This window comes from Sphingosinicella sp. BN140058 (assembly GCF_004135585.1).
Classification (GTDB): domain Bacteria; phylum Pseudomonadota; class Alphaproteobacteria; order Sphingomonadales; family Sphingomonadaceae; genus Allosphingosinicella.
Genome location: NZ_CP035501.1, coordinates 1,894,343 through 1,913,892, shown reverse-complemented (window position 1 = coordinate 1,913,892; position 19,550 = coordinate 1,894,343). Strand labels below are relative to the sequence as shown.

Sequence of the window (19,550 nt, the reverse complement as noted above, 5' to 3'; positions counted from 1 at the left end):
CGGTATGTGGCTGATTTGAGGGAGGAAATCAATGGCTAATCGCAACTTTGCCGAATCGACCGGCTCTGCGACTCGCTCTGACGCTACGGAATGGGTGGCCGAATCGCCGATCTTCGGCCCGATCGAGCGCGAAGTGATCGCCTTGGGACGGCGCGAAGCCGAACGCTGGCTGCGTCTGCCGCGTGCGCTCGTCGCGCTGCTCGGCCGGCTGCTCGACCTCGCTGACGCGAAGCCGCTGGCCAACCCGCAGCTCGAAGCGCTCCGCCGCTTTTCGGTGCGCACCCGCCTGACCGGCGGGGTGCCGCCGCCCGACGATGTCGAGCGCTTCCTGTCGGCCGGCTTCTCGCCGGTTCAGGCGCGCGCGCTCACCGCATCCTCCTTCTCCGCACGCTGACGGAAGCTCTCTCATGTATCTCTCTCCTTCCACCGGACCGGGCGTGGCGACGCCGACGCCCCCGGACGTGCGCGAGAGCGCACCACGCAAGATTTCGCGGCTCGGCCTCGGCATCATCCTGCTGCTGATCGTGCTTCTCGCTTATGGCGGCTGGACTTTGTTCGGCGCCAGGGAAGCCCATGCCGATGCCCCGCCGATGCCGACCGTGAACGCGGCCAGGCCGATCCAGCGCAGCCTCGTCGAATGGGACGATTATTCCGGCCGGTTCGAGCCCAGCCGCTGGGTCGACATCAAGCCGCGGGTCTCCGGCCAGCTGCGCGCCGTCCACTTCCGCGACGGCGAGATCGTCCGGCAGGGACAATTGCTGTTCACGCTCGACGATCGGCCCTTCGTCGCCGCCCTCAACGAGGCGCGCGCCCGCGCCAGTGCCGCCCGCACGGCGCTTGCCCTCGCCCGCGCCGAGCTCGCCCGGGCCACCGCCCTCGTCGATGACGAGGCCATCTCGCGCGAGGAGGTCGACACCCGCCGGGCGGCCGTCGCCTCGGCGCAATCGCAGGTTGCGGCGCTTGACGCCGTCGTCCAGCAGCGCGCGCTCGACGTCGATTTCACCCGCATTCGCGCGCCGATCGGCGGCCGTATCTCCGATCGCCGCGTCCATGGCGGCAATCTGGTTGCAGCCAACGACACTCTGCTGACCACGATCGTCGCGCTCGATCCGATCCATTTCGTCTTCGACGGCTCCGAAGGCCTCTATCTGCGCGCGCAGCGCAGCCGCGAAGCGGGGGCCGCGCCGCAGGTCGAAATCCGCCTGCAGGACGAAGCCGATTACCGGTGGAAGGGACGGGTCGATTTCAACGACAATCGCATCGCGGCGGATTCGGGAACGATGCGCAGCCGCGCGGTCGTCGCCAACCCGACCCACTTCCTGACGCCAGGCATGTTCGGCAACATGCGCCTCGCCTCCGGCGTGCGCCGAGATGCGCTGCTGGTGCCCGATGCCGCCGTGATGACCGATCAGGCGCGCAAGATCGTGCTGGTGGTCGGCAAGGGCAATGTCGTCGAAGCGCGGCCGGTCACCGTCGGTGCCCGGGTCGGCACGCTTCGCGCGATCCGCTCGGGCCTGAGGCCGGACGACGTGGTCGTGATCGACGGTGTGCAGATGGCCCAGCCGGGCGCGAAGGTGAACGTTCGTGCCGTCAGGATCGCCGACGCCGCGCCGGCGCCGGCACCGCAACCCGATCTCGCGCCGCCGCCTTCCCAGGCGACGCTCGCAAACTGATCCCGCCGGCCGCGTCCAGGCGCGGCCGGCCCTGAAAATCGAAAGACCAGACGATGAGACTGAGCCACGTCTTCATCCGGCGCCCGATCTTTGCCGCAGTCATTGCGGTGGTGATCACCATCGTCGGCGCGTTCGCCTATTTCGGGCTTCCGCTCTCCCAATATCCCGACGTCGTACCGCCGACGGTGACGGTCAGCGCCAATTATCCCGGCGCGTCGGCCGAGACGGTCGCCGACACCGTCGCCGCGCCGATCGAGCAGGAGATCAACGGCGTCGACGACATGCTCTACATGTCGAGCCAGTCGACCGGCGACGGCCGAGTCACCATCACCGTCACCTTCAAGCTCGGCACCGATCTCGATTCCGCCCAGGTGCTGGTGCAGAATCGTGTCGCGCTCGCCCAGCCGCGTCTGCCCGAAGAGGTGCGGCGTCAGGGGGTGGTCGTCCGCAAGTCGTCGCCCTCCTGGCTGATGGCGGTGAACATCCTCTCGCCCGACGGCTCGCTCGACCGTTCCTATGTCTCCAATTACGCGCTCACCCAGATTCGCGACCGGCTGACCCGGGTCGACGGCATCGGCGACGTCCAGGTGTTCGGCGCCCGCGACTATGCGATGCGGATCTGGATCGATCCGGCGCGTGCCTCCGCCATCGGCCTGACCGCCGGCGAGATCGTCAGCGCGCTGCGTGCCCAGAACGTTCAAGTCGCCGCGGGTGCGGTCGGCCAGCCGCCGTTCGACACCGGCGCCGCCTATCAGCTCAACGTCGAGACCCAGGGTCGCTTCACCGCGCCCGAGGAATTCGCGAAGATCATCGTCAAGCGCAGCCCCGACGGCGCCGTCACGCGACTGTCGGACGTCGGCCGCGTCGAGCTCGGCGCCGAGGATTACGGCGTCAACGCCTACCTCTCCAACACCGATTCGATCATCATGGGCATCACCCAGCGGCCCGGCACCAACGCGCTCGCCGCGGCCGAAGGGGTCAAGGCCCAATTGGCCGACGCCGCCAAGGATTTCCCCAAGGGTCTCGAATATCGGATCGTCTGGAACCCGACCGAGTTCATCAGCGAATCGATCACCGCCGTGCAGATGACGGTGCTCGAGGCGATCGTGCTCGTCGTCATCGTCATCCTCGTCTTCCTGCAGAGCTGGCGGGCCGCGATCATCCCGGTGGTCGCGATCCCGGTGTCGCTGATCGGCACCTTCACCGTGCTCGCCGCCTTCGGCTATTCGCTCAACACCCTGTCCCTGTTCGGGCTGGTGCTGGCGATCGGCATCGTCGTCGACGACGCGATCGTCGTCGTCGAGAATGTCGAACGCAATCTCGAACGGGGGATGAGCCCGCGCGATGCCGCCCATCGCTCGATGGACGAGGTCGCGGTCGCCCTGGTCGCGATCGTGCTCGTGCTCTGCGCCGTGTTCGTACCGACGATGTTCCTCACCGGCATTTCCGGCGAATTCTACCGTCAGTTCGCGGTCAGCATCTCGGCCGCGACTCTGATTTCGCTGCTGCTCTCGCTGACCTTGTCGCCCGCCCTTGCCGCCCTGCTGCTGCGGCCGAAGGCGCATGACGTGCCGGTGACCGGCTGGCGCCGCTACCCGCATCTTGCCGGCGAGCGCTTCAACCGGGCCTTCGATCGCCTGAGCGGCTGGTACGGCAGGACCACCGCGGCCCTGCTAAAGCGCAGCGGCCGGGTCCTTGTCACCTACGGCGTGCTGATCGCCGCAACCTTCTTCCTGTTCTCGGCGACGCCGGGCGGCTTCATCCCCGCGCAGGACCAGAATTACGCGCTCGCCGTCGTCCAGCTTCCGCCGGGCTCGTCGATCGAACGCACCGACAAGGTGCTGAAGAAGGTCACCGAACGGCTCCTCAAGGTCGACGGAATCGCCGAGGCGGTGATGTTCGCCGGCTTCGACGGCGCCTCCTCCACCCAGGCGCCGAACGCCGCCGCCGCCTACGTCACCTTCGATCCTTATGCCGACCGTGCCAAGACCGGGCGCAGCGAGGCTGCCATCCAGGCCGACATGCGCAAGGCCGTGGCCGACATCAACGAAGCGATGGTGATGGTGATCGGGCCGCCGGTCATCCAGGGCATCGGCAATGGCGGCGGTTATCGGATGATGGTCCAGGCACGCGAGGGCCAGAGCTATCAGGCGCTCGAAAAGGCGGCCGGTGGCCTGATCGGCGCCGCCAACCAGGCGGAGGGCCTGACCCAGGTCTACACCCTGTTCAACACCGCCACGCCCCGCATCTACGCCGACATCGATCGCACCAAGGCGGACATGATGGGGGTTCCGCCGAGCCGGGTCTGGGAGGCGCTTCAGGTCTATCTCGGCTCCGCCTACGTCAACGACTTCAACCTGCTCGGCCGCACCTTCCGGGTGACCGCGCAGGCGGAGAACCGGGCGCGCGACGATCTGTCCGACATCGGCCAGCTCAAGACCCGCTCGGACAGCGGCCGCATGGTCCCGGTCGGCGCCGTCGCCACCTTCGAGGATCGCACCGGGCCGTACCGGGTGGTGCGCTACAACCTCTTCCGCGCGGTCGAGGTCGATGGCGAGACGGCGCCGGGCTACTCGACCGGCCAGTCGATCGGAACCATGGAGCGGCTCGCGCAGAGCCTGCCGGCCGGGTTCCGCGGCGAGTGGACCGATCTCGCCTTCCAGCAAAAGGCCGCAGGCAACGTCGCCGCCCTGGTCTTCGGCCTCGCCGTCGTGTTCGTCTTTCTGGTGCTGGCGGCGCAGTTCGAAAGCCTGATGCTGCCGCTGTCGGTGATCCTGATCGTGCCGATGACCCTGCTCGCGGCGATGGCGGGCGTGAACATCCGCGGCATGGACAACAACATCCTGACCCAGATCGGCCTCATCGTGCTGATCGGCCTCGCCGCGAAGAACGCGATCCTGATCGTCGAATTCGCCAAACAGGCTGAGGAACGCGGGCTGAGCGCCATCGAGGCCGCGATCGAGGCGGCGCAGATGCGGCTGCGGCCGATCCTGATGACGAGCTTCGCCTTCATCCTCGGCGTGCTCCCGCTGGTGACGGCGACCGGCGCCGGCGCGGAGCACCGCCAGGCGCTCGGCACCGCCGTCTTCTTCGGCATGATCGGGGTGACCTTCTTCGGCCTCGTCTTCACCCCGACCTTCTACGTCGCCTGCCGCACCCTGCGCGTTCGCCTGCCGTGGCGCCGCCGCCGTCCGGACGCAGCCCCGACGCTGCAGCCGGCCGAATGAGGAAACCGACCATGTCCCGCTTCCGAATTCCCGTCCTTGTCAGCCTGCTCGCGCTCGCCGCCTGCACGGCGGGCCCCGATTACGTCCGCCCGGACGCCCCCTCGGCGGCGACGGCGCCCCTGCTCGGTGCCGCCAATCCCGCTTTCACTCTGGAGGAGCCGCAGGGCGACTGGTGGCGCCTCTACCAGGACCCGGTGCTCGACGCGCTGATCGCGGACGCCTTCCGGGCGAACACCGATCTCCGCGTCGCCGCCGCCAACCTGGAACGCGCGCGTGCGCTGCTGCGAGAGACACGCTCGCGCCGCCTGCCGCAGACCTCGGTCGGGGCCTCGGCCGGGTACGGCCGCGTCGCCGAGGGCCAGATCCCTGCAGGGGTGGACCGTGAGGATTGGAGCTTCGACGGCGGCCTCGACGTCGCCTACGAGGTCGATCTCGCCGGGCGGGTTCGCCGCTCGATCGAGGCGGCCCGCGCCGACGTCGCCGCCACCGCGGAGGTTCGCCATGCCGTCCAGGTCTCCGTCGCCGCGGAGACCACCCGTGCTTACGCAGACGCCGCGGCTGCCGCGGAGCGGCTCGACGTCGCCGAACGCAGCCTCGCGCTGATCGATCGTACGCTCGGCGTCACCCAGAAAAGATTCGAAGCCGGCTTCGGCACGCGGCTCGACGTGGTTCGCGTTACCTCTCTGCGCGACCAGCAGCGTGCCGAATTGCCGACGCTTCGAGCCGAGCGCGACGGGGCCTTGTTCCGCCTCGCCGCGCTCACCGGTCGCGCGCCCGCCTCCTTGTCCCCGAGTGCGGGCGCGCGCCGGACCATCCTCGAACTCGATCGGGCGATCCCGGTCGGGGACGGGGCCGGCCTGATCGCCCGGCGGCCGGACGTGCGCGAGGCCGAACGCAGGCTCGCCGCCGAGACTGCGCGGATCGGGGTGGCGACCGCCGATCTCTACCCGAACATCACTCTCGGCGGCTCCGTCGGCGCCACCGCAACCTCGATCGGCGACCTGTTCACGGGCGGCGCGTTCCGCTTCCTGCTCGGGCCGCTGATCAACTGGTCCTTCCCCAACCAGGAAGCGACCCGGGCGCGGATCCGGGCGTCCGAAGCATCGGCGGACGCCGCCCTTGCGCGGTTCGACGGCGCAGTGCTCGAGGCGCTGCGCGAAACCGAAACCGCGCTGTCCGCCTATCGCCACGAGATCGATCGCCGAGCGGCACTCGCCTCCGCCCGCGATGCGGCCCGCCGCGCCGCCGAGATCGAGCGCGCCCGCCTCCGCGCCGGCCGCACCGATTCGCTGGCGGTGCTCGATGCCGAGCGTACTCTCACCGAAGCGGAAGCGGATCTCGCTTTGTCCGAGGCGCGGATCGCCGGCGCCCAGATCGACCTCTTCCGCGCCCTCGGCGGCGGCTGGTCGGAAGGCCAGAGCCAGGCCGCGGCGCAGGCGGCGGCCTCGCCCGGCGCGGCCCTGGCGGCGCGCCGCTAGACTCGCGTAGCAAACATGACCCGTTCGGGCTGAGCCCGTCGAAGTCCTTCTCTTCCCCTTTGAGCAAGAAGAAGTGAAGGAAGGACTTCGACAGGCTCAGTCCGAACGGGACCAAGCTTTTCCAGAGGTTACGCGTTCGCCCCGCGCGCCGCCGGCCGCAGCTCCGTCAGCAGCTTGCGCACGCTGTCCCCGCTGAACGGCTTCTCGATCACCGGCCGGCCGCATCGCTCGACGAAGCGGGCGGCGCCTTCGCTGAGGGTGTCTCCGGTGACGAAGCCGATCCGCGGCACCAGATGCGGTTTCTCCGATGCGATCCAGTCGAACAGGCCCGGGCCGTCGAGCCCGGGCATGCGCAGATCGGACAGGATGATGTCGAAATCGGCCGTCTCCAGCCGGCTTCGGGCCTCGTCGCCGCTGGCCGCGATCTCGACCGTATAGCCGGCACGCTCGGCGAACAGCCCCAGCACTTCGGCGACGTCGGCCTCGTCGTCGACGACCAGCACGAGGCCGCGCTCGCCGGACGGCGGTGCCAGCTGCTCGGCCTCCAGCAGCGAGGCCTCGACCCGGTCGGCGGTGCCAAGCTCGATCCGGAAGCAGGCGCCGCCGCCCGGCGTGTCGACGAGCTGGAGCGAACCGCCATGCGCCTCCACCAGGCCGAGCGAGAAGCTCAGGCCGACGCCGGTGCCGCTGCCCTGCGGCTTGGTGGTGAAGAACGGCTCGAACACCCGCCGCCGGATCTCGTCGGGCACGCCGGGGCCGTTATCCTCCACCTCGATCCGGATCCTGGCGGGGTCGGGTGCCCGGGCAACCCGCACCGCAAGCCGGCGCGGCCCCTGCTGCTCCTGCAGCGCCTGCTGCGCATTGACGATCAGATTGACCAGCACCTGATGAAGCTGATCGGGATCGGCGTGGAGCGGCGCCAGATCGGGGGCGATGTCGCAGGTGACTGCGATCCCAGCCGTCCGCAGCGAATATTCGGTGAGGTCGAGCGCGGCCTCGACGATCTCGCCGGCGGCGACGCTTCGCCGCTCCGGCGCCTTCTGCCGGGCCATGGCGAGAAAGGTCTGGACGATTCGGGAGCAACGCTCCGCCGCCCGCCGGACCTTCTCGGCGCGGGTCGCGAACTCGCTTCCCTCCGCCAGTTCTTCCAGCAAAGCGCTCTGGGCGGTGACGATCGTCAGCGGATTGTTGAGTTCGTGGCTGACCCCGGCGAGCAGGCTGCCGAGCGCGGTCAGCTTCTCGGCCTGGTGGAGCGCATCGCGGGACCGGGCAAGCTCGTCCTCGTGGCGCTTGCGCTCGGTCAGATCGACGATCGACGCGATCACCGCCGGCGCGCCCTTGTAGGTGATCCGTCGCCAGTTGATCGTCACCGGGAAGCGGACTCCGTCGCGCAGGAATTCGGCCTCGTAATTGTCGTGCCGGGGATTGGCGCGGACGAAATCCAGAAACGCCGAAAATTCCTGCGGGTCCTTGGTCCAGCGGAGCGGATCTTCCGCGCGCGCATCGCCTTCGCCAACGCCCAGCATCTCGTAATAAGCAGGATTGGCGAGAATGATGCCGCCGTCCTGCGCGATCACCACCGGGATCGGATGCGCTTCGGTGACGGTGCGGAACAGCTTCTCGCTGTCCCGCAACGCGGCGTCGGCACGGGCGCGCTCCAATGTCGCCCAGGTCCGTTCCGCGACCTCGTCGAGCAGGCGGAGCTCCGCTGCCGTCCAGCGCCGGGGCGCGGATTGCTGAGCCGACATGATCGCGCGAAGCACGCCGCCCTTGACCAGGGGCACGCTGGCGAACGCCTGCACGCCGGCGCCCAGGAAACGCGCGCGCATGGCGCCCGAAACGTCCGCGTCGGCTCCGACTTCGAACGAGACCAGCGGCTCGCCGCGGCTGTGGGCCCGAACATAATCCTCGGGGAATTCCGTCATCGGATAATCGTGCGCGGGCGATGCCGGCGCATCGGCACGCCAGTCGCGGTTCACCCGCATCATGCCCGCCTCCCAGTCGATCGTCGCATAGACGATGCGGTCGGCGTGAAGCTCCGATCCGATCTGGTCGGAGACGATGGTGAGGATCGTCTCGGGATCATATTCGTCGCGAATGGCATCGCCGAGGCGCAGCAGGAAGGCTTGCGACCGGTCGAGCCCGTCGCCGGCCTCGACCGCGGTGCCGATCCAATAGGCGATCGCGCCGTCCTCGCCCCGCACCGGTCGTGAGGAGAGAAGAAAGGCGCGCAAGCCGCCCTCGACATGGTGCAGGTCCGCGCTTGCGCTGAACGCGACGTTGCGCGCGCCATTCTCCCGCACCGCATCGATCAGCGGACGGTGGGATTCGATGTCGTCCGGGGCCTCGCCGGTCTGTTCGTGCCAGCGCCGGTTGACCCAGCGCACGCGTCCGTCCGGCTCGGCCACCCAACAGATCACCGGCAGAGCTTCGGCAAAGCTCTGGAATTCCGCGCCGTCGGTCAGCGACGCTGCATTCATCCGGCTCGTCCCTCCCTTGTTCCGCACCCCCGTGCCGGGCGCTTCTAGCGGGGAACGCCGGCGCAGGCGAGAGCGGCCGCGCCGGTTCGCGCGTGAAACGAATGGCACGTTTGCCGACGTCGCGGCGTTGGAGGGGGCAAGCGAATGAAGGAGCAGCGAGTGGCCAACCCCGAGAAGATCGTCGCCGTGGGACTTCTGACGCAGCGCGATCTTGAAATGCTCGGGGCCGGTTTTCGCAGGGCCATTCCGCTTACCGACGTCAGCGAGTTCGAAGATCTGCTGGCAGCGATCGACGAAGCCGAGCAGCGCGCCGGCGAACGGGATTAGCGCCGGGCCGGTTGCACCCGGTCGAGGGCGTGCCGCTCGGCCACCCGGAACAGCAGATCGAGATCCTCGCGGGCGACGTCGAACGTCTCGCCGAGCTCCTCCAGCGCCGCATCGACATCCTCGGTCAGGATTCCATTGACGGTCGCGACCACCTTGTGGCCGGCGACCGGCACCGGGCGATGCGGATAGGAATGGCCGGAGAAACGGTGGAACAGCAGTCCCATCGCGATCAGCAGCAGCGCATTGAGGCCGACGGGGAGCAATGCGAAGCCGAAATCGGTCGCCGCGGATTGGCCGCTGGCAAGGATCGGCAGGATCGCGCAGGCGCCGCCGGGCGGGTGCAGGCAGCGCAGCGCCGACATCGCCAGAATGGCGAGCGATACCCCGATCCCGACCGCCCAATGAGGATCGGGGACGAGGCGCGCGACGCAGATGCCGACGAGCGCCGAGACGATGCTGCCGCCAAGGATCGGCCATGGCTGGGCCATCGGCGACGAGGGTACCGCGAACAGCAGCACCGCGGAGGCGCCCATCGGAGCGACCAGAAACGGAAAGGCGCCGACATGTGGCGCCACGCTCGATGCGGCAGCGGTGGCGGCGATGCCGATCAGCGCACCCAGGCAGGCGATCAGGCGGTCGGACCAGCGCGCGCCGGCAAGCAGCGGCACGAACAGCCGCACAGGGATGAGAAGACGGCGCATCAGGCGGTGACCGGCCATCCTCGCCGCGCGCCCTGTTCGCGCGCGATCGGCTGCGATATGCCGGAGCCATGGAGAGCAAACGCAGGATCCTGATCGTTGGCGGCGGCACGGCCGGCTGGCTCGCCGCCGCCTATCTCGCCCGTTCCTTGGGCCTGCCCGACAATCAACACGTCGAAATCACTCTGCTCGAATCTGCCGAGATCGGGATCATCGGGGTGGGTGAGGGCACCTTTCCGACGATCCGGAATACGCTGAAGTTCCTCGGGATCGAGGAGGCGCGCTTCATCCGCGAAACCTCCGCCACATTCAAGCAGGGGATCCGCTTCGCCGACTGGGCGCGCACGCCGGAGAACGGCGTCCACGATCACTTCTTTCATCCGTTCGAGGCGCCTTTCTATGCCGAGGACGCCGAACTGGTGCCCTACTGGCTGCTTCAGGATCCCCGTACCCGCCGCCCCTTCGCAGAGGCGATGACGATCCAAAACCGGGTCGCCGAGGCCAAGCGGGCCCCCAAGCGTCCCGACGAGAGCGATTTCTCGGGGCCGCTCAACTATGCCTACCATTTCGATGCGACCAGCCTCGCCCATGTCCTCGCCGAGCGCGCCGGCGAACTCGGCGTCGGCCATGTCGAGGACAGGATCGAGGGTGTCGAAACGGATGATCGCGGCATCGCCCGGGTGCTGACCCGGCGGCACGGCGCGATCGAGGCCGATCTCTACGTCGATTGCACCGGCTTCCGCGCCGAACTGATCGGACGTGCACTCGGAGAGCCGCTCAAGTCGATCCGCTCCGTCCTGTTCACCAACCGCGCGCTGACCTGCAAGATTCCCTATGCGAGCGCCGCCGCGCCGCTCGAAAGCTACACCATCGCCACCGCCCATGAGGCGGGCTGGATCTGGGACATCGGCCTGCGGGGCGCACGCGGCATCGGCTGCGTCTATTCCGCCGACCATGTCGACGACGATCGCGCCGCGGACATCCTGCGGGCTTATGTCGGCGCGGCGGCGGACGATCTTTCGCCGCGCCGGATCGAATTCGAGCCTGGCTATCGCGAACGGCAATGGATCGGCAATTGCGTCGCCGTCGGCCTTGCCGGCGGTTTCCTCGAGCCGCTCGAATCGACCGGCGTCGTGCTGATCGAGGCGGCGATCGCGATGGTCGCCGAGATGTTCCCGCACAGCGGGCCGATCGACGCACCGGCGCGCCGGTTCAATCAGCTGATGGCTGCCCGCTACGACAACATCATCACCTTCCTGAAGCTGCATTATTGCCTCAGCCAGCGGCAAGAGCCCTTCTGGCGCGACAATCGCGACCCGGCTTCGATTCCCGAGCGGTTGCAGGAGCTGCTCGAACAATGGCGGTATCGTCCGCCGGGGCGGTTCGATTTCATTCTCGATCTCGAATCCTTCGCCTTCTTCAACTACCAGTATATTCTCTACGGAATGGGCTTCCGGACCGATCTCTCGCCCGGCCGCGGCGATTTTCCGAACGTCCGCGCCGCCGACCGGATCTTCGCCCGCATCCGCAATTTCGGCGAACGCGCCACCCAGGATCTGCCCGCCCATCGCGCCCTGATCGAACAGATCAATGCGGAAGGCGAACCGGCGTTCGCGCTTTGAGGCACCAAACGGCCGCCAGCCCTGACGCCTGTTGGGCTTCCACAGCAAGTCACCAGGGATCATCCCCATCCCCATCTCCGTTCGGGCTGAGCCTGTCGAAGCCCCTTCTTTACCTTGTACGAGGAGGAAGAAGGGAGGGCTTCGACAAGCTCAGCCCGAACGGATGTTCGTTGATGATGGTGGGCGGTTAGGCCGCCCCCGCCGCCAGCTTGCCGTCGAGCGCGTCGAGCTCGCCGCTCGCCCGCGCCTTGCGGCCGTAGACCAGTTCGAACAGCGGGCTCGCCATCACCGTGGTGACGATCGCCATCAGCACCAGCATCGAGAACAGGGTCGGGCCGATGATGCCCTTCTGAAGGCCGATGTTGATGATGATCAGCTCCATCAACCCGCGCGAATTCATCAGCGCGCCGATGCCGAGCGCGGTGCGATTGTTCTCGCCGGCAATGCGGGCGGCGGCATAACAGGCGCCGAATTTGGCGAAGATCGACGCGGCGAGGATGCCGAGCGCAATCAGCAGCAATTCCGCGCTGTTGACCATGTCCATGCGCGTGTTCAGGCCGGAATAGGTGAAGAACATCGGCAGCAGCAGCACCACGGCAAGCGGCTCCACCTTCTTCTTCAGTTCCTCGGCGAAGAGCCCGCGCGGCATCACCGCCCCGAGGATGAAGCCGCCGAAGATGGCGTGGATGCCGATCGCGTCCATGAAGAAGGCGGAAAGGCAGAAGAGCGTCATGGTGATCGCGAGCACGGTCATGCTCATCTCGCCGGCGCGCTCGACGGCGCGGCCGAGCGGCGCCAGCAACCTGCGCCCGAACAGCATCAGGAAGGTGGCGTAACCGACGCCGCCGACGATCGCGAGCACCGCGACTCCCGGGCCGGCGCCGAAGGTGGCGAGAACGATGGCGAGGACGCACCACGAAACCGCGTCGTCGAACGCGCCCGCGGTCAGCGACAATGTGCCGAGCGAGGTCTTCGCCAGCCCGCGCTCGTTGATGATGCGGGCGAGCATCGGAAAGGCGGTCAGCGCGATGCAGGCGCCCATGAACAGGGTCGCGCTGCTGGTCGAAATCCCCGCCGCGAACAGCCCCGGCACGTTCAGCAGCAGCGGCGTGATCGCCGCCGCAACCAGGAACGGCATCACGATTCCGGCGAGCGACACGCCGAAGGCGCTGCGCGCCTTGGACTTGAAATGATCGATCTCCAGCGTGATCCCGACCAGGAACATGTACAGGCCGACGCCGAGCTGCGCGCCGGTGTAGAGGACGTTGCGCGTCTCCTTGGGGAAGATGGCGGCCTGAAGGTCCGGGAACAGAAGGCCGAGCAGCGAGGGGCCGAGCACCACACCGGCGATCATCTCGCCGACCACCTGCGGCTGCCCGAGCAGCTTCTTGCCGAGCCAGCCGACCACCCGGCAGGCGATCAGGATGACGGCGAGCTGAAGAAAGAAATGGATGCTGAAGTCGCCGGGCGCGTAGCTGGACGGCGCGCCGGCGACCGCAGGTCCGTGCGGCTTGAGCACGTCGGCAACGGCGCTGCCGAGCATGTTCAGAAATTCGGAAATCATTCGGTCCCCCTCCCAAGGAATCCTGTTTCGGTCGGCCGACATGGGGCCGTCGTGCCGACTTGGCCCCGGACCGAGCGGTCGCCGCAACCGGGAAACAGTCGGTTTTCAGTGGCCGTGCGCACATTTTCCACCGTTCCGTCCAATCTGTTGCGGCGGCGCTACATTGTAGGTACGTACCTACGCATCTGCGCCGCCCGCCCGGTCGGCGCCAAGGTGGGGAAGTGGCGGATGAAGGTGCTCAGCAGCCGCGAATTCAACCAGGACGTGAGCCGGGCCAAGCGGGATGCGCGACTCGCACCGGTCTTCGTCACGGACCGTGGTCGCCCCACCCATGTCCTGCTCAGCATCGAGGCGTTCCGGCGGCTGTCCGGGCAGAGCGAGACCATCGTCGATCTGCTCGCCATGTCCGATCATCTCGATGCCGCGCTCGACGATCCGCCGCGCGGCGGCTGGCCACGTCCCCCCGGGCGCCGCTGATGTACCTGCTCGACACTACGGTGGTTGCCGAACTCCGCCGTGCGAAAGCGCGCCGCACCAGCGAAGGGCTGGTCAGTTGGGCCGCGGGCACCGACCGAACGCAACTGTTCCTCTCCATCATCAGCCTGCTCGAGCTCCAGAGCGGCGCGGCGCGGCTCGCGCGACGCGACAAGGCGGCCGGTGCGGCGATCGGCGCGTGGATCGCCGACCAGATCCTGCCCGCCTTTGCCGGGCGCCTGCTGGCGGTCGACGCCCCGATCGTGCGCCGCCGCGCCAGGGTGCCGATCGCCGACGATCGCGACGGATTGCTCGCGGCGACCGCGCTCGAGCACGGCCTCACCCTCGTCACCCGAGAGACGGCAGCGTTCAAGGGCGCCAAGCTGAAGCTGCTCGATCCGTGGGATTTCGACGAGGACGATGCGGAGGACGACTGGCAGCAGGCGGGGCGCAGCGGACCGCTCTGGCTGAAGAACCTGTTCGTCCGCGGCTGAACGCCCCACATAAGCGGGAACGACGTCGATCCGATCCAGGACAGCCAATGACCAGCCTTCCCGCCTTCTTCCTGCCGCATGGCGGCGGACCCTGCTTCTTCATGGACGATCCGCAGGGCATCTGGTCGGGCATGGCAGCCTTCCTCCGCGCTCTCCCCGCCAGCCTCGACGCTCCGCCGAGCGCAATCATCGTCGTGTCAGGCCATTGGGAGACGGAGGGCTTCGCCTTTACCGGTGCCGTGCGGCCGGGCCTCGTCTACGATTATTCCGGGTTTCCGCCGCACACCTATGCGCTTCGTTACGACGTGCCGGGCGCGCCGGAGCTTGCCGCAAACGCGGCCACCCTGCTGCGAGGTGCCGGGCTGGAAGCCGGAGTCGATCCGGCACGCGGGCTCGATCATGGCGTGTTCGTGCCGATGAAGGTCGCCTTTCCCGAGGCTGAGATCCCGATGATCGAGATGTCCGTCGATCGGAGCCTCGATCCCGCGCTGCACATCGCTGCCGGACGGGCGCTTGCGCCGCTGCGCGAACAGGGCGTGCTGATCCTGGGTTCGGGGATGAGCTTCCACAACATGCGGGGCTATGGCGATCCCCGCTTCACCGCGCCGTCCGAAGCCTTCGACGCCTGGCTCGCCGATGCGGTGCAACTGCCCGGCCCTGAACGCGCCGTCGCCCTCGCCGGCTGGGCGGAGGCCCCCGCCGGGCGATTGTCTCATCCGCGGGAGGAACATCTGGTGCCGCTGATGGTCGCCGCCGGCACCTCGCAAATTGCGGGCGCCAGGGTCTATGGCGAACGCGTGCTCCAAACCGCGATCAGCGGCTTTCGTTTCGACTGATTCCGGGGGCGACGGCGCAGGTCACGAACGCCACCGCCGTTCCCAGGCACAGCTGGAACGGAAACGCCATGGCCTTCCAACCGTCCGGAAGACCGAGACTGTCGACGACATAAGGCTGCATCGCCACGATCGTCACGAACCCGGTGGCGAGTGCCGCCATCGCCGAGGCCGAAGAGCCGCGGCGGGTGAACAGGGCGGTGAAGAACACGCCGAGCAGACCGGAATAGGCGAACGACATCACCGCCAGCGCGAAGGTCAGCAGCGGCGTGTCGGTATAGTGCTGCCAATGATAGCAGAGCACCGACATCGCCAGCAGCGCGGCACCGAGCACGATCATTCCGATCCGCCCCGCCGTCACGAAATGCGCGTCAGGGAGCGTGCGACGGCGCGAGATCCAGGGTCGATAGAAATCCTCGATCAGCACCGACGCCATCGAGATCAGCCCCGAATTGACCGCCGCCGCCGCCAGAATGCCGACCGCGACGAAGCCGCGCAGGCCGGCCGGAAGCTCGGTCAGAATGTAGTGCATGAAGATGGTGATCGTCTCACCCTGGAACGCACCGGCCGCGGCCGCGCTGCGGCCCATCAAATCGGGGCGCTCGTAGAAGATGTAGAGCAGGGATCCGATCGCCATGAACAACAGCACCACCGGGATCGCCGACAGCACCGACCAATAGAGCGCGCGGCTGCCCTCGCGCGCGTCGCGGCAGGCGAGCAGCCTCTGGGTCGTATCCTGGTCCAGGCCCATGCTGGCGAAGAACAACAGGGTGATGCCGGTCAGCGTCGCGAGCACGGAAAAGGGCGCCGCCGGATCGAGCGACCAGTCGAGCAGGCGCAGCTTGCTGGCACCGTCCGCCGGCGCCGCGAGCGCCGCAACGATCTCGCCGTTGTCGGCGGGGATGGCGAGCCGCAGCAGCACCAGGACGACGAGCGCCGCGCCGGTATAGAGCAAGACCTGGACGAGATCGGTCCACACGATTGATTCCAGCCCGCCGAGGAAGGTGAAGGCGAGGCCGACCACGATCAAAGCCAGCGAGGCCAGAAAGATCGAGCCCGGCCCGACCTCGCCGAAACCGATCATCGCCACCGCGATCGCCGCCAGATAGAGGCGCGCACCGCTCGCCAGAATCCGCCCGATCAGATACATTCCGGCCGCTGCGCGCATCGCGCGAGCGTCGAAGCGATGGCGCAGCAGCTCGTAAACGGTGGTGACGCGAAGCGCGTACAGGCGCGGGATCAGCCAGCGGGAGATCAACCAGGCCGCGAGCAGAGGCCCGGCATAGCTGGCGAGATAGGTGTAATCGCCGCGGAAGGAATAATCGGGCGCGCCGAGAAAGGTCGCCGCCGATTGGGTGGTGGACAGCACCGACACGGCCACCAGCCAGACCGGCACTCTCTGTCCGGCCAGGAAGTAATCGGCGGCATCCCGCTGCCGCCGTGTCGACAGCAGACCGGCCAAAGCGAGCAGCAGCACGTAGCCGCCGACGATCGACCAATCGAGCGCGGTGAAGCCTCCGGTCACGACGGTGCGCCGCTGACATGGTCGAGCAGCCCGGCGACAAGCCGCTCGAACACGGCGCGTACCCGAGCGACCGAGCGCAGGTCTTCGTGCATCACCACCCAGCAGTCGAGATCGAACTGGAAGCCTTGCGGCAGGATGCGGACGAGGCGGGGATCGGCTTCACCGAGCCGGACCTGGCAGATGCCGATGCCGAGCCCCGCTCGGATCGCGGCGAGCTGGACGAGATCGCTGTCGCTGCGCAGGGCGAAATCCTCCAGCCGGATCGGGTGACCGGCCTTGCGCATGGCCCGGACGACGGCATTGTCCTGCTCGACCCCGATCAGGCCGCGTGCAATCACCTCTTCCAGGCGCCTCGGCGGATCGCCGATCATGTCGCGGCGGGCGAACAGGCCAAGCGGAATCGTTCCGATGCGCCGCGCGACCAGTGCTTCCTGCCGCGGCGCGACCATCCGGACGGCGATATCGGCTTCGCGGCGAAGCAGGTCCTCGTTTCGGTTGCTGGCGGAGAGTTCGAGCAGGATTGCCGGATGCGCGGCCCGGAGAGGCGCGAGGATCGGCGGCAGCACTTCGACGCTGACCACCTCGCTCGCCGAAATCCGCACCGGCCCGGCCAGCGCCTGGTCTTCGGCTGCCGCCCGGGCGAAGGCGGCGGCGGCGAGCTCCATCGCTTCGGCATGGCTGCGGAGCCGCTCGGCCGTGGCGGTCGGGATCAGTCCCGACGGCGCGCGGGTGAACAGAGCGGCGCCGAGCTCGGCCTCCAGCGCCTCGATGCGCCGGCGAACCGTCGGATGGACCAGCCCCAGCGCACGCGCCGCGCCGCTCAGGCTGCCGGCGCGGAGCACGGACAGGAAGGTGCGGTGCATCTCCCAATCGGTCATGCGGCGATGTTCATCAATTTGTGATAGGCTGCCTATCAAAGTCTGGCAATTTTCTTCAACTTCTACAGCGGCCATCTCCTTACCTGCCAAAAGGAGATGAGCATGCATGAGAACAAGGTTGCGCTGATCGTGGGCGCACGCGGCGGGATCGGCGGCGAGACGGCGCGCGCTCTGGTGCGGCATGGCTGGCAGGTTCGTGCCTTCGCCCGCACCGCACCCGCCGCGCCGGATTCCGGCTTCGAATGGATCGAGGGCGACGCGCGCGATCGCGCTGCCATCGTCCGCGCCGCCGCAGGTGCGCGCATCATCGTCCACGCAGTCAACCCGCCGGGCTATCGCGGCTGGGCGAAGCTCGTCCTGCCGATGATCGACAACAGCATCGCCGCGGCGCGGGCATCGGGCGCGCGTATCCTTCTGCCGGGTACCATCTACAATTACGGTCCGGACGCCTGGCCATTGCTGCAACCGGGCTCGCCGCAGCATCCTGCCACTCGCAAGGGCAGGATCCGCGTCGCGCTCGAACAACGGCTGGAGGCGGCCGCGTCGGAAGGCGTGCGCACCGCGATCCTGCGCGCCGGGGACTTCTTCGGTGCGAACGCCGGCAACAACTGGTTCTCGCAAGGTGTGGTCACGCCGGGGAAGCCGGTCCGCGCGCTCTCCTATCCCGGCCGACCCGGTGTCGGCCACGCCTGGGCCTATTTGCCCGATCTTGCAGAGACGTTCGCCCGGATCGCCGATGTCGAACAGAGGCTGCCGCCGTTCGCGCGCTACCATTTCGCCGGCCATCATGATGCGAGCGGCACCGAAATGGTGCAGGCGATCGCGGCCGCTCTCGGCCGCCCCGATCTCCCGGTCCGGCGCTTTCCCTGGTGGCTGCTGCGCCTTGCCGCGCCGTTCAACGAGACGCTGCGGGAACTGGGCGAGATGCGTCCGCTTTGGGACCATGATATCCGGCTCGACAATGCCGATCTGATCGCTCTGCTCGGCGCGGAGCCGCACACGCCGCTCGACGAGGCGGTTGCGGAGACCCTGCGAGGCCTCGGCATCCCGCGCGTCTGATCGCGCTTGCGCTCGGTGCGCGGGGATGCTGTCGTCAGGGGATGCTTGCCCCTTTGATCCTGCTGCCCGGCCTGCTCTGCGACGCGACCTTGTGGCGCGCCCAGGTCCAGGATCTCGCCGATGTCGCAGCGGCGATCGTGCCCGATCTCACGCTGGACAGCAGCATCGAAGCGATGGCGGCGCGCGTGCTCGCCGCCGCGCCGCCCGTCTTCGCGCTCGCCGGCCTGTCGATGGGCGGCTATGTGGCGTTCGAAATCCTCCGTCAGGCGCCCGCGCGGGTGGAGCGCCTGGCGTTGTTCTCGACGAGCGCCGCGCCCGATGATCCGGCGCGCGTGGCCGCCCGACGCGGCGGCATCGAGTCGCTGAAGCACGGCCGCTTCATCGGCGTGACCTCGCGGCTCCTGCCTCAGCTGATCCATCCCAGTCGGATCGGCAGCGAGGTCGGGGAGACGGTGACGGCGATGGCAAAGCGCGTCGGCGGCGCTGCCTTTCTCCGCCAGCAGCAGGCAATCCTCGGTCGCTCGGACAGCCGTCCCGGGCTGGCCACGATCCGGGTACCGACCCTGGTCGCAGTCGGCGACGCCGATATGTTGACGCCACCGGAACAATCTTGCGAGATCAACGCCGCGGTTGCGGGGTCGACCTTCCACCTGTTCGAGCAATGCGGTCATTTGCCGGCGCTCGAGCGGCCCGCGGAAACGAGTGCCCTGCTGCGCAGGTGGCTGTCGGGCTGACTTCTTGTAGGGTCAGCGGAACACGTCTTCGATACCGGGTGGTTCCGACACGTCCTCAGCGGCCTTGCGGGTGCGGTAAGACAGCAAGCGGGCCACAGCGACGAGGATACCGGTCAGGATGATCACGAAGGCGCCCGATGCCGGGCCGCGACCACGAGCGATGCTTGGAAGATAGAGGAAGAACAGGATCACCGTCGCGACACTGGAGGCCGCGACCATACCCGTCCTCGGATCATCGAGGATGCGTCGGAACAGCGCCCATTCGATCAGGCTGGAAAGCGCCCAGTTCATGGTCGCGGCGCCCACAAGGAACCCGATCCAGAAGTCCATCTGCGCCTCCCCCAGGAACGCCGCCCTAGTCGCAGATTATCGCATCGGCGATGTTGTGAAAAGCGTTGGGCGTGATGTTCGTCCGTGCAGGGCGTATCACCAGCACCAAGGTTGCGCGGCGCAACCCACCGCGCCTAGGCTGACGCATCCTCTC

At 68.1% G+C, this 19,550-nt stretch carries 17 protein-coding genes; 11 read left to right on the top strand and 6 right to left on the bottom strand.

From position 1 onward, the window contains the following. Positions 1–31 precede the first annotated feature (31 nt). The 4 genes from ETR14_RS08640 to ETR14_RS08625 are packed head-to-tail and all read left to right on the top strand — an operon-like array spanning position 32 to position 6,378. On the top strand, positions 32–394 hold the full coding sequence (locus ETR14_RS08640) for a hypothetical protein (RefSeq protein ID WP_129384240.1): 363 nt from the start codon (positions 32–34) through the stop codon (positions 392–394). 13 nt (positions 395–407) lie between these two features. After that, the gene (locus ETR14_RS08635) at positions 408–1,673 is read left to right on the top strand and encodes an efflux RND transporter periplasmic adaptor subunit (RefSeq protein WP_129384239.1); all 1,266 of its coding nucleotides are present in this window, start codon (positions 408–410) and stop codon (positions 1,671–1,673) included. 53 nt (positions 1,674–1,726) lie between these two features. After that, positions 1,727–4,900 (top strand): efflux RND transporter permease subunit, encoded by a 3,174-nt coding sequence (locus ETR14_RS08630; RefSeq protein ID WP_129384238.1) that lies wholly within the window; start codon positions 1,727–1,729, stop codon positions 4,898–4,900. A gap of 11 nt (positions 4,901–4,911) precedes the next feature. Then, positions 4,912–6,378, top strand: a complete 1,467-nt coding sequence (locus ETR14_RS08625; protein ID WP_129384237.1) for an efflux transporter outer membrane subunit — start codon at positions 4,912–4,914, stop codon at positions 6,376–6,378. A gap of 128 nt (positions 6,379–6,506) precedes the next feature. Here ETR14_RS08625 and ETR14_RS08620 read toward each other — a convergent pair whose 3' ends face one another. Then, a complete protein-coding gene (locus tag ETR14_RS08620) occupies positions 6,507–8,858 on the bottom strand; it encodes an ATP-binding protein (protein WP_129384236.1) in 2,352 nt (783 codons plus the stop codon). A 159-nt stretch (positions 8,859–9,017) separates the two neighbouring features. Between ETR14_RS08620 and ETR14_RS08615 the strand changes: the two genes are divergently transcribed. Continuing rightward, the gene (locus ETR14_RS08615) at positions 9,018–9,185 is read left to right on the top strand and encodes a hypothetical protein (protein WP_243455827.1); all 168 of its coding nucleotides are present in this window, start codon (positions 9,018–9,020) and stop codon (positions 9,183–9,185) included. Here ETR14_RS08615 and ETR14_RS08610 read toward each other — a convergent pair. Beyond that, positions 9,182–9,886, bottom strand: a complete 705-nt coding sequence (locus ETR14_RS08610) for an HPP family protein (protein ID WP_243455826.1) — start codon at positions 9,884–9,886, stop codon at positions 9,182–9,184. The genes ETR14_RS08615 and ETR14_RS08610 overlap by 4 nt on opposite strands. A 68-nt stretch (positions 9,887–9,954) precedes the next feature. On the opposite strand from ETR14_RS08610, the gene ETR14_RS08605 reads away from it, so the two are divergent. Then, positions 9,955–11,505, top strand: a complete 1,551-nt coding sequence (locus ETR14_RS08605; protein ID WP_129384234.1) for a tryptophan halogenase family protein — start codon at positions 9,955–9,957, stop codon at positions 11,503–11,505. Positions 11,506–11,692: 187 nt separating this feature from the next. Here the strand turns inward: ETR14_RS08605 and ETR14_RS08600 are convergent, their stop codons facing one another. After that, on the bottom strand, positions 11,693–13,069 hold the full coding sequence (locus tag ETR14_RS08600; RefSeq protein WP_206186000.1) for a cation:proton antiporter: 1,377 nt from the start codon (positions 13,067–13,069) through the stop codon (positions 11,693–11,695). Positions 13,070–13,183: 114 nt separating this feature from the next. Between ETR14_RS08600 and ETR14_RS08595 the strand changes: the two genes are divergently transcribed. From ETR14_RS08595 to ETR14_RS08585, 3 genes are read left to right on the top strand one after another with little or no spacing between them, the layout of a single operon-like run. Further along, on the top strand, positions 13,184–13,546 hold the full coding sequence (locus ETR14_RS08595; RefSeq protein WP_243455825.1) for a type II toxin-antitoxin system Phd/YefM family antitoxin: 363 nt from the start codon (positions 13,184–13,186) through the stop codon (positions 13,544–13,546). Further along, entirely contained in the window at positions 13,546–14,037 is a 492-nt protein-coding gene (locus ETR14_RS08590) for a PIN domain-containing protein (RefSeq protein WP_129384232.1), read from the top strand. Before ETR14_RS08595 ends, ETR14_RS08590 begins: the two co-directional genes overlap by 1 nt. A 47-nt stretch (positions 14,038–14,084) precedes the next feature. After that, the gene (locus ETR14_RS08585) at positions 14,085–14,873 is read left to right on the top strand and encodes a class III extradiol ring-cleavage dioxygenase (protein ID WP_129384231.1); all 789 of its coding nucleotides are present in this window, start codon (positions 14,085–14,087) and stop codon (positions 14,871–14,873) included. On the opposite strand, the gene ETR14_RS08580 is transcribed toward ETR14_RS08585, so the two are convergent. Together ETR14_RS08580 and ETR14_RS08575 are read right to left on the bottom strand one after the other, a co-directional pair. Continuing rightward, positions 14,851–16,395: a sodium:solute symporter gene (locus ETR14_RS08580; RefSeq protein ID WP_129384230.1), complete on the bottom strand. Its 1,545-nt coding sequence runs from the start codon at positions 16,393–16,395 to the stop codon at positions 14,851–14,853. The genes ETR14_RS08585 and ETR14_RS08580 overlap by 23 nt on opposite strands. Continuing rightward, positions 16,392–17,273 carry a LysR family transcriptional regulator gene (locus tag ETR14_RS08575; protein WP_129384229.1) on the bottom strand — a complete coding sequence of 294 codons (882 nt, stop codon included), beginning with the start codon at positions 17,271–17,273 and terminating at the stop codon, positions 16,392–16,394. The genes ETR14_RS08580 and ETR14_RS08575 overlap by 4 nt, the downstream gene beginning before the upstream one ends. Before the next feature lie 102 nt (positions 17,274–17,375). On the opposite strand from ETR14_RS08575, the gene ETR14_RS08570 reads away from it, so the two are divergent. After that, positions 17,376–18,332: an NAD(P)H-binding protein gene (locus ETR14_RS08570; RefSeq protein ID WP_129384228.1), complete on the top strand. Its 957-nt coding sequence runs from the start codon at positions 17,376–17,378 to the stop codon at positions 18,330–18,332. A 41-nt stretch (positions 18,333–18,373) separates the two neighbouring features. Then, positions 18,374–19,066, top strand: a complete 693-nt coding sequence (locus tag ETR14_RS08565) for an alpha/beta fold hydrolase (protein ID WP_129384227.1) — start codon at positions 18,374–18,376, stop codon at positions 19,064–19,066. A 12-nt stretch (positions 19,067–19,078) separates the two neighbouring features. On the opposite strand, the gene ETR14_RS08560 is transcribed toward ETR14_RS08565, so the two are convergent. After that, positions 19,079–19,396, bottom strand: coding sequence for a hypothetical protein (locus ETR14_RS08560; protein ID WP_129384226.1), 318 nt, complete (start codon positions 19,394–19,396; stop codon positions 19,079–19,081). Positions 19,397–19,550 lie beyond the last annotated feature (154 nt).

Bases quoted from the DNA above. Each gene is read 5' to 3' on its own strand.
- ETR14_RS08640 (WP_129384240.1), top strand. From the start codon at position 32: ATGGCTAATCGCAACTTTGCCGAATCGACCGGCTCTGCGACTCGCTCT.
- ETR14_RS08635 (WP_129384239.1), top strand. From the start codon at position 408: ATGTATCTCTCTCCTTCCACCGGACCGGGCGTGGCGACGCCGACGCCC.
- ETR14_RS08630 (WP_129384238.1), top strand. From the start codon at position 1,727: ATGAGACTGAGCCACGTCTTCATCCGGCGCCCGATCTTTGCCGCAGTC.
- ETR14_RS08625 (WP_129384237.1), top strand. From the start codon at position 4,912: ATGTCCCGCTTCCGAATTCCCGTCCTTGTCAGCCTGCTCGCGCTCGCC.
- ETR14_RS08620 (WP_129384236.1), bottom strand. From the start codon at position 8,858: ATGAATGCAGCGTCGCTGACCGACGGCGCGGAATTCCAGAGCTTTGCC.
- ETR14_RS08610 (WP_243455826.1), bottom strand. From the start codon at position 9,886: ATGCGCCGTCTTCTCATCCCTGTGCGGCTGTTCGTGCCGCTGCTTGCC.
- ETR14_RS08605 (WP_129384234.1), top strand. From the start codon at position 9,955: ATGGAGAGCAAACGCAGGATCCTGATCGTTGGCGGCGGCACGGCCGGC.
- ETR14_RS08600 (WP_206186000.1), bottom strand. From the start codon at position 13,069: ATGATTTCCGAATTTCTGAACATGCTCGGCAGCGCCGTTGCCGACGTG.
- ETR14_RS08590 (WP_129384232.1), top strand. From the start codon at position 13,546: ATGTACCTGCTCGACACTACGGTGGTTGCCGAACTCCGCCGTGCGAAA.
- ETR14_RS08585 (WP_129384231.1), top strand. From the start codon at position 14,085: ATGACCAGCCTTCCCGCCTTCTTCCTGCCGCATGGCGGCGGACCCTGC.
- ETR14_RS08575 (WP_129384229.1), bottom strand. From the start codon at position 17,273: ATGACCGATTGGGAGATGCACCGCACCTTCCTGTCCGTGCTCCGCGCC.
- ETR14_RS08570 (WP_129384228.1), top strand. From the start codon at position 17,376: ATGCATGAGAACAAGGTTGCGCTGATCGTGGGCGCACGCGGCGGGATC.
- ETR14_RS08565 (WP_129384227.1), top strand. From the start codon at position 18,374: ATGCTTGCCCCTTTGATCCTGCTGCCCGGCCTGCTCTGCGACGCGACC.
- ETR14_RS08560 (WP_129384226.1), bottom strand. From the start codon at position 19,396: ATGGACTTCTGGATCGGGTTCCTTGTGGGCGCCGCGACCATGAACTGG.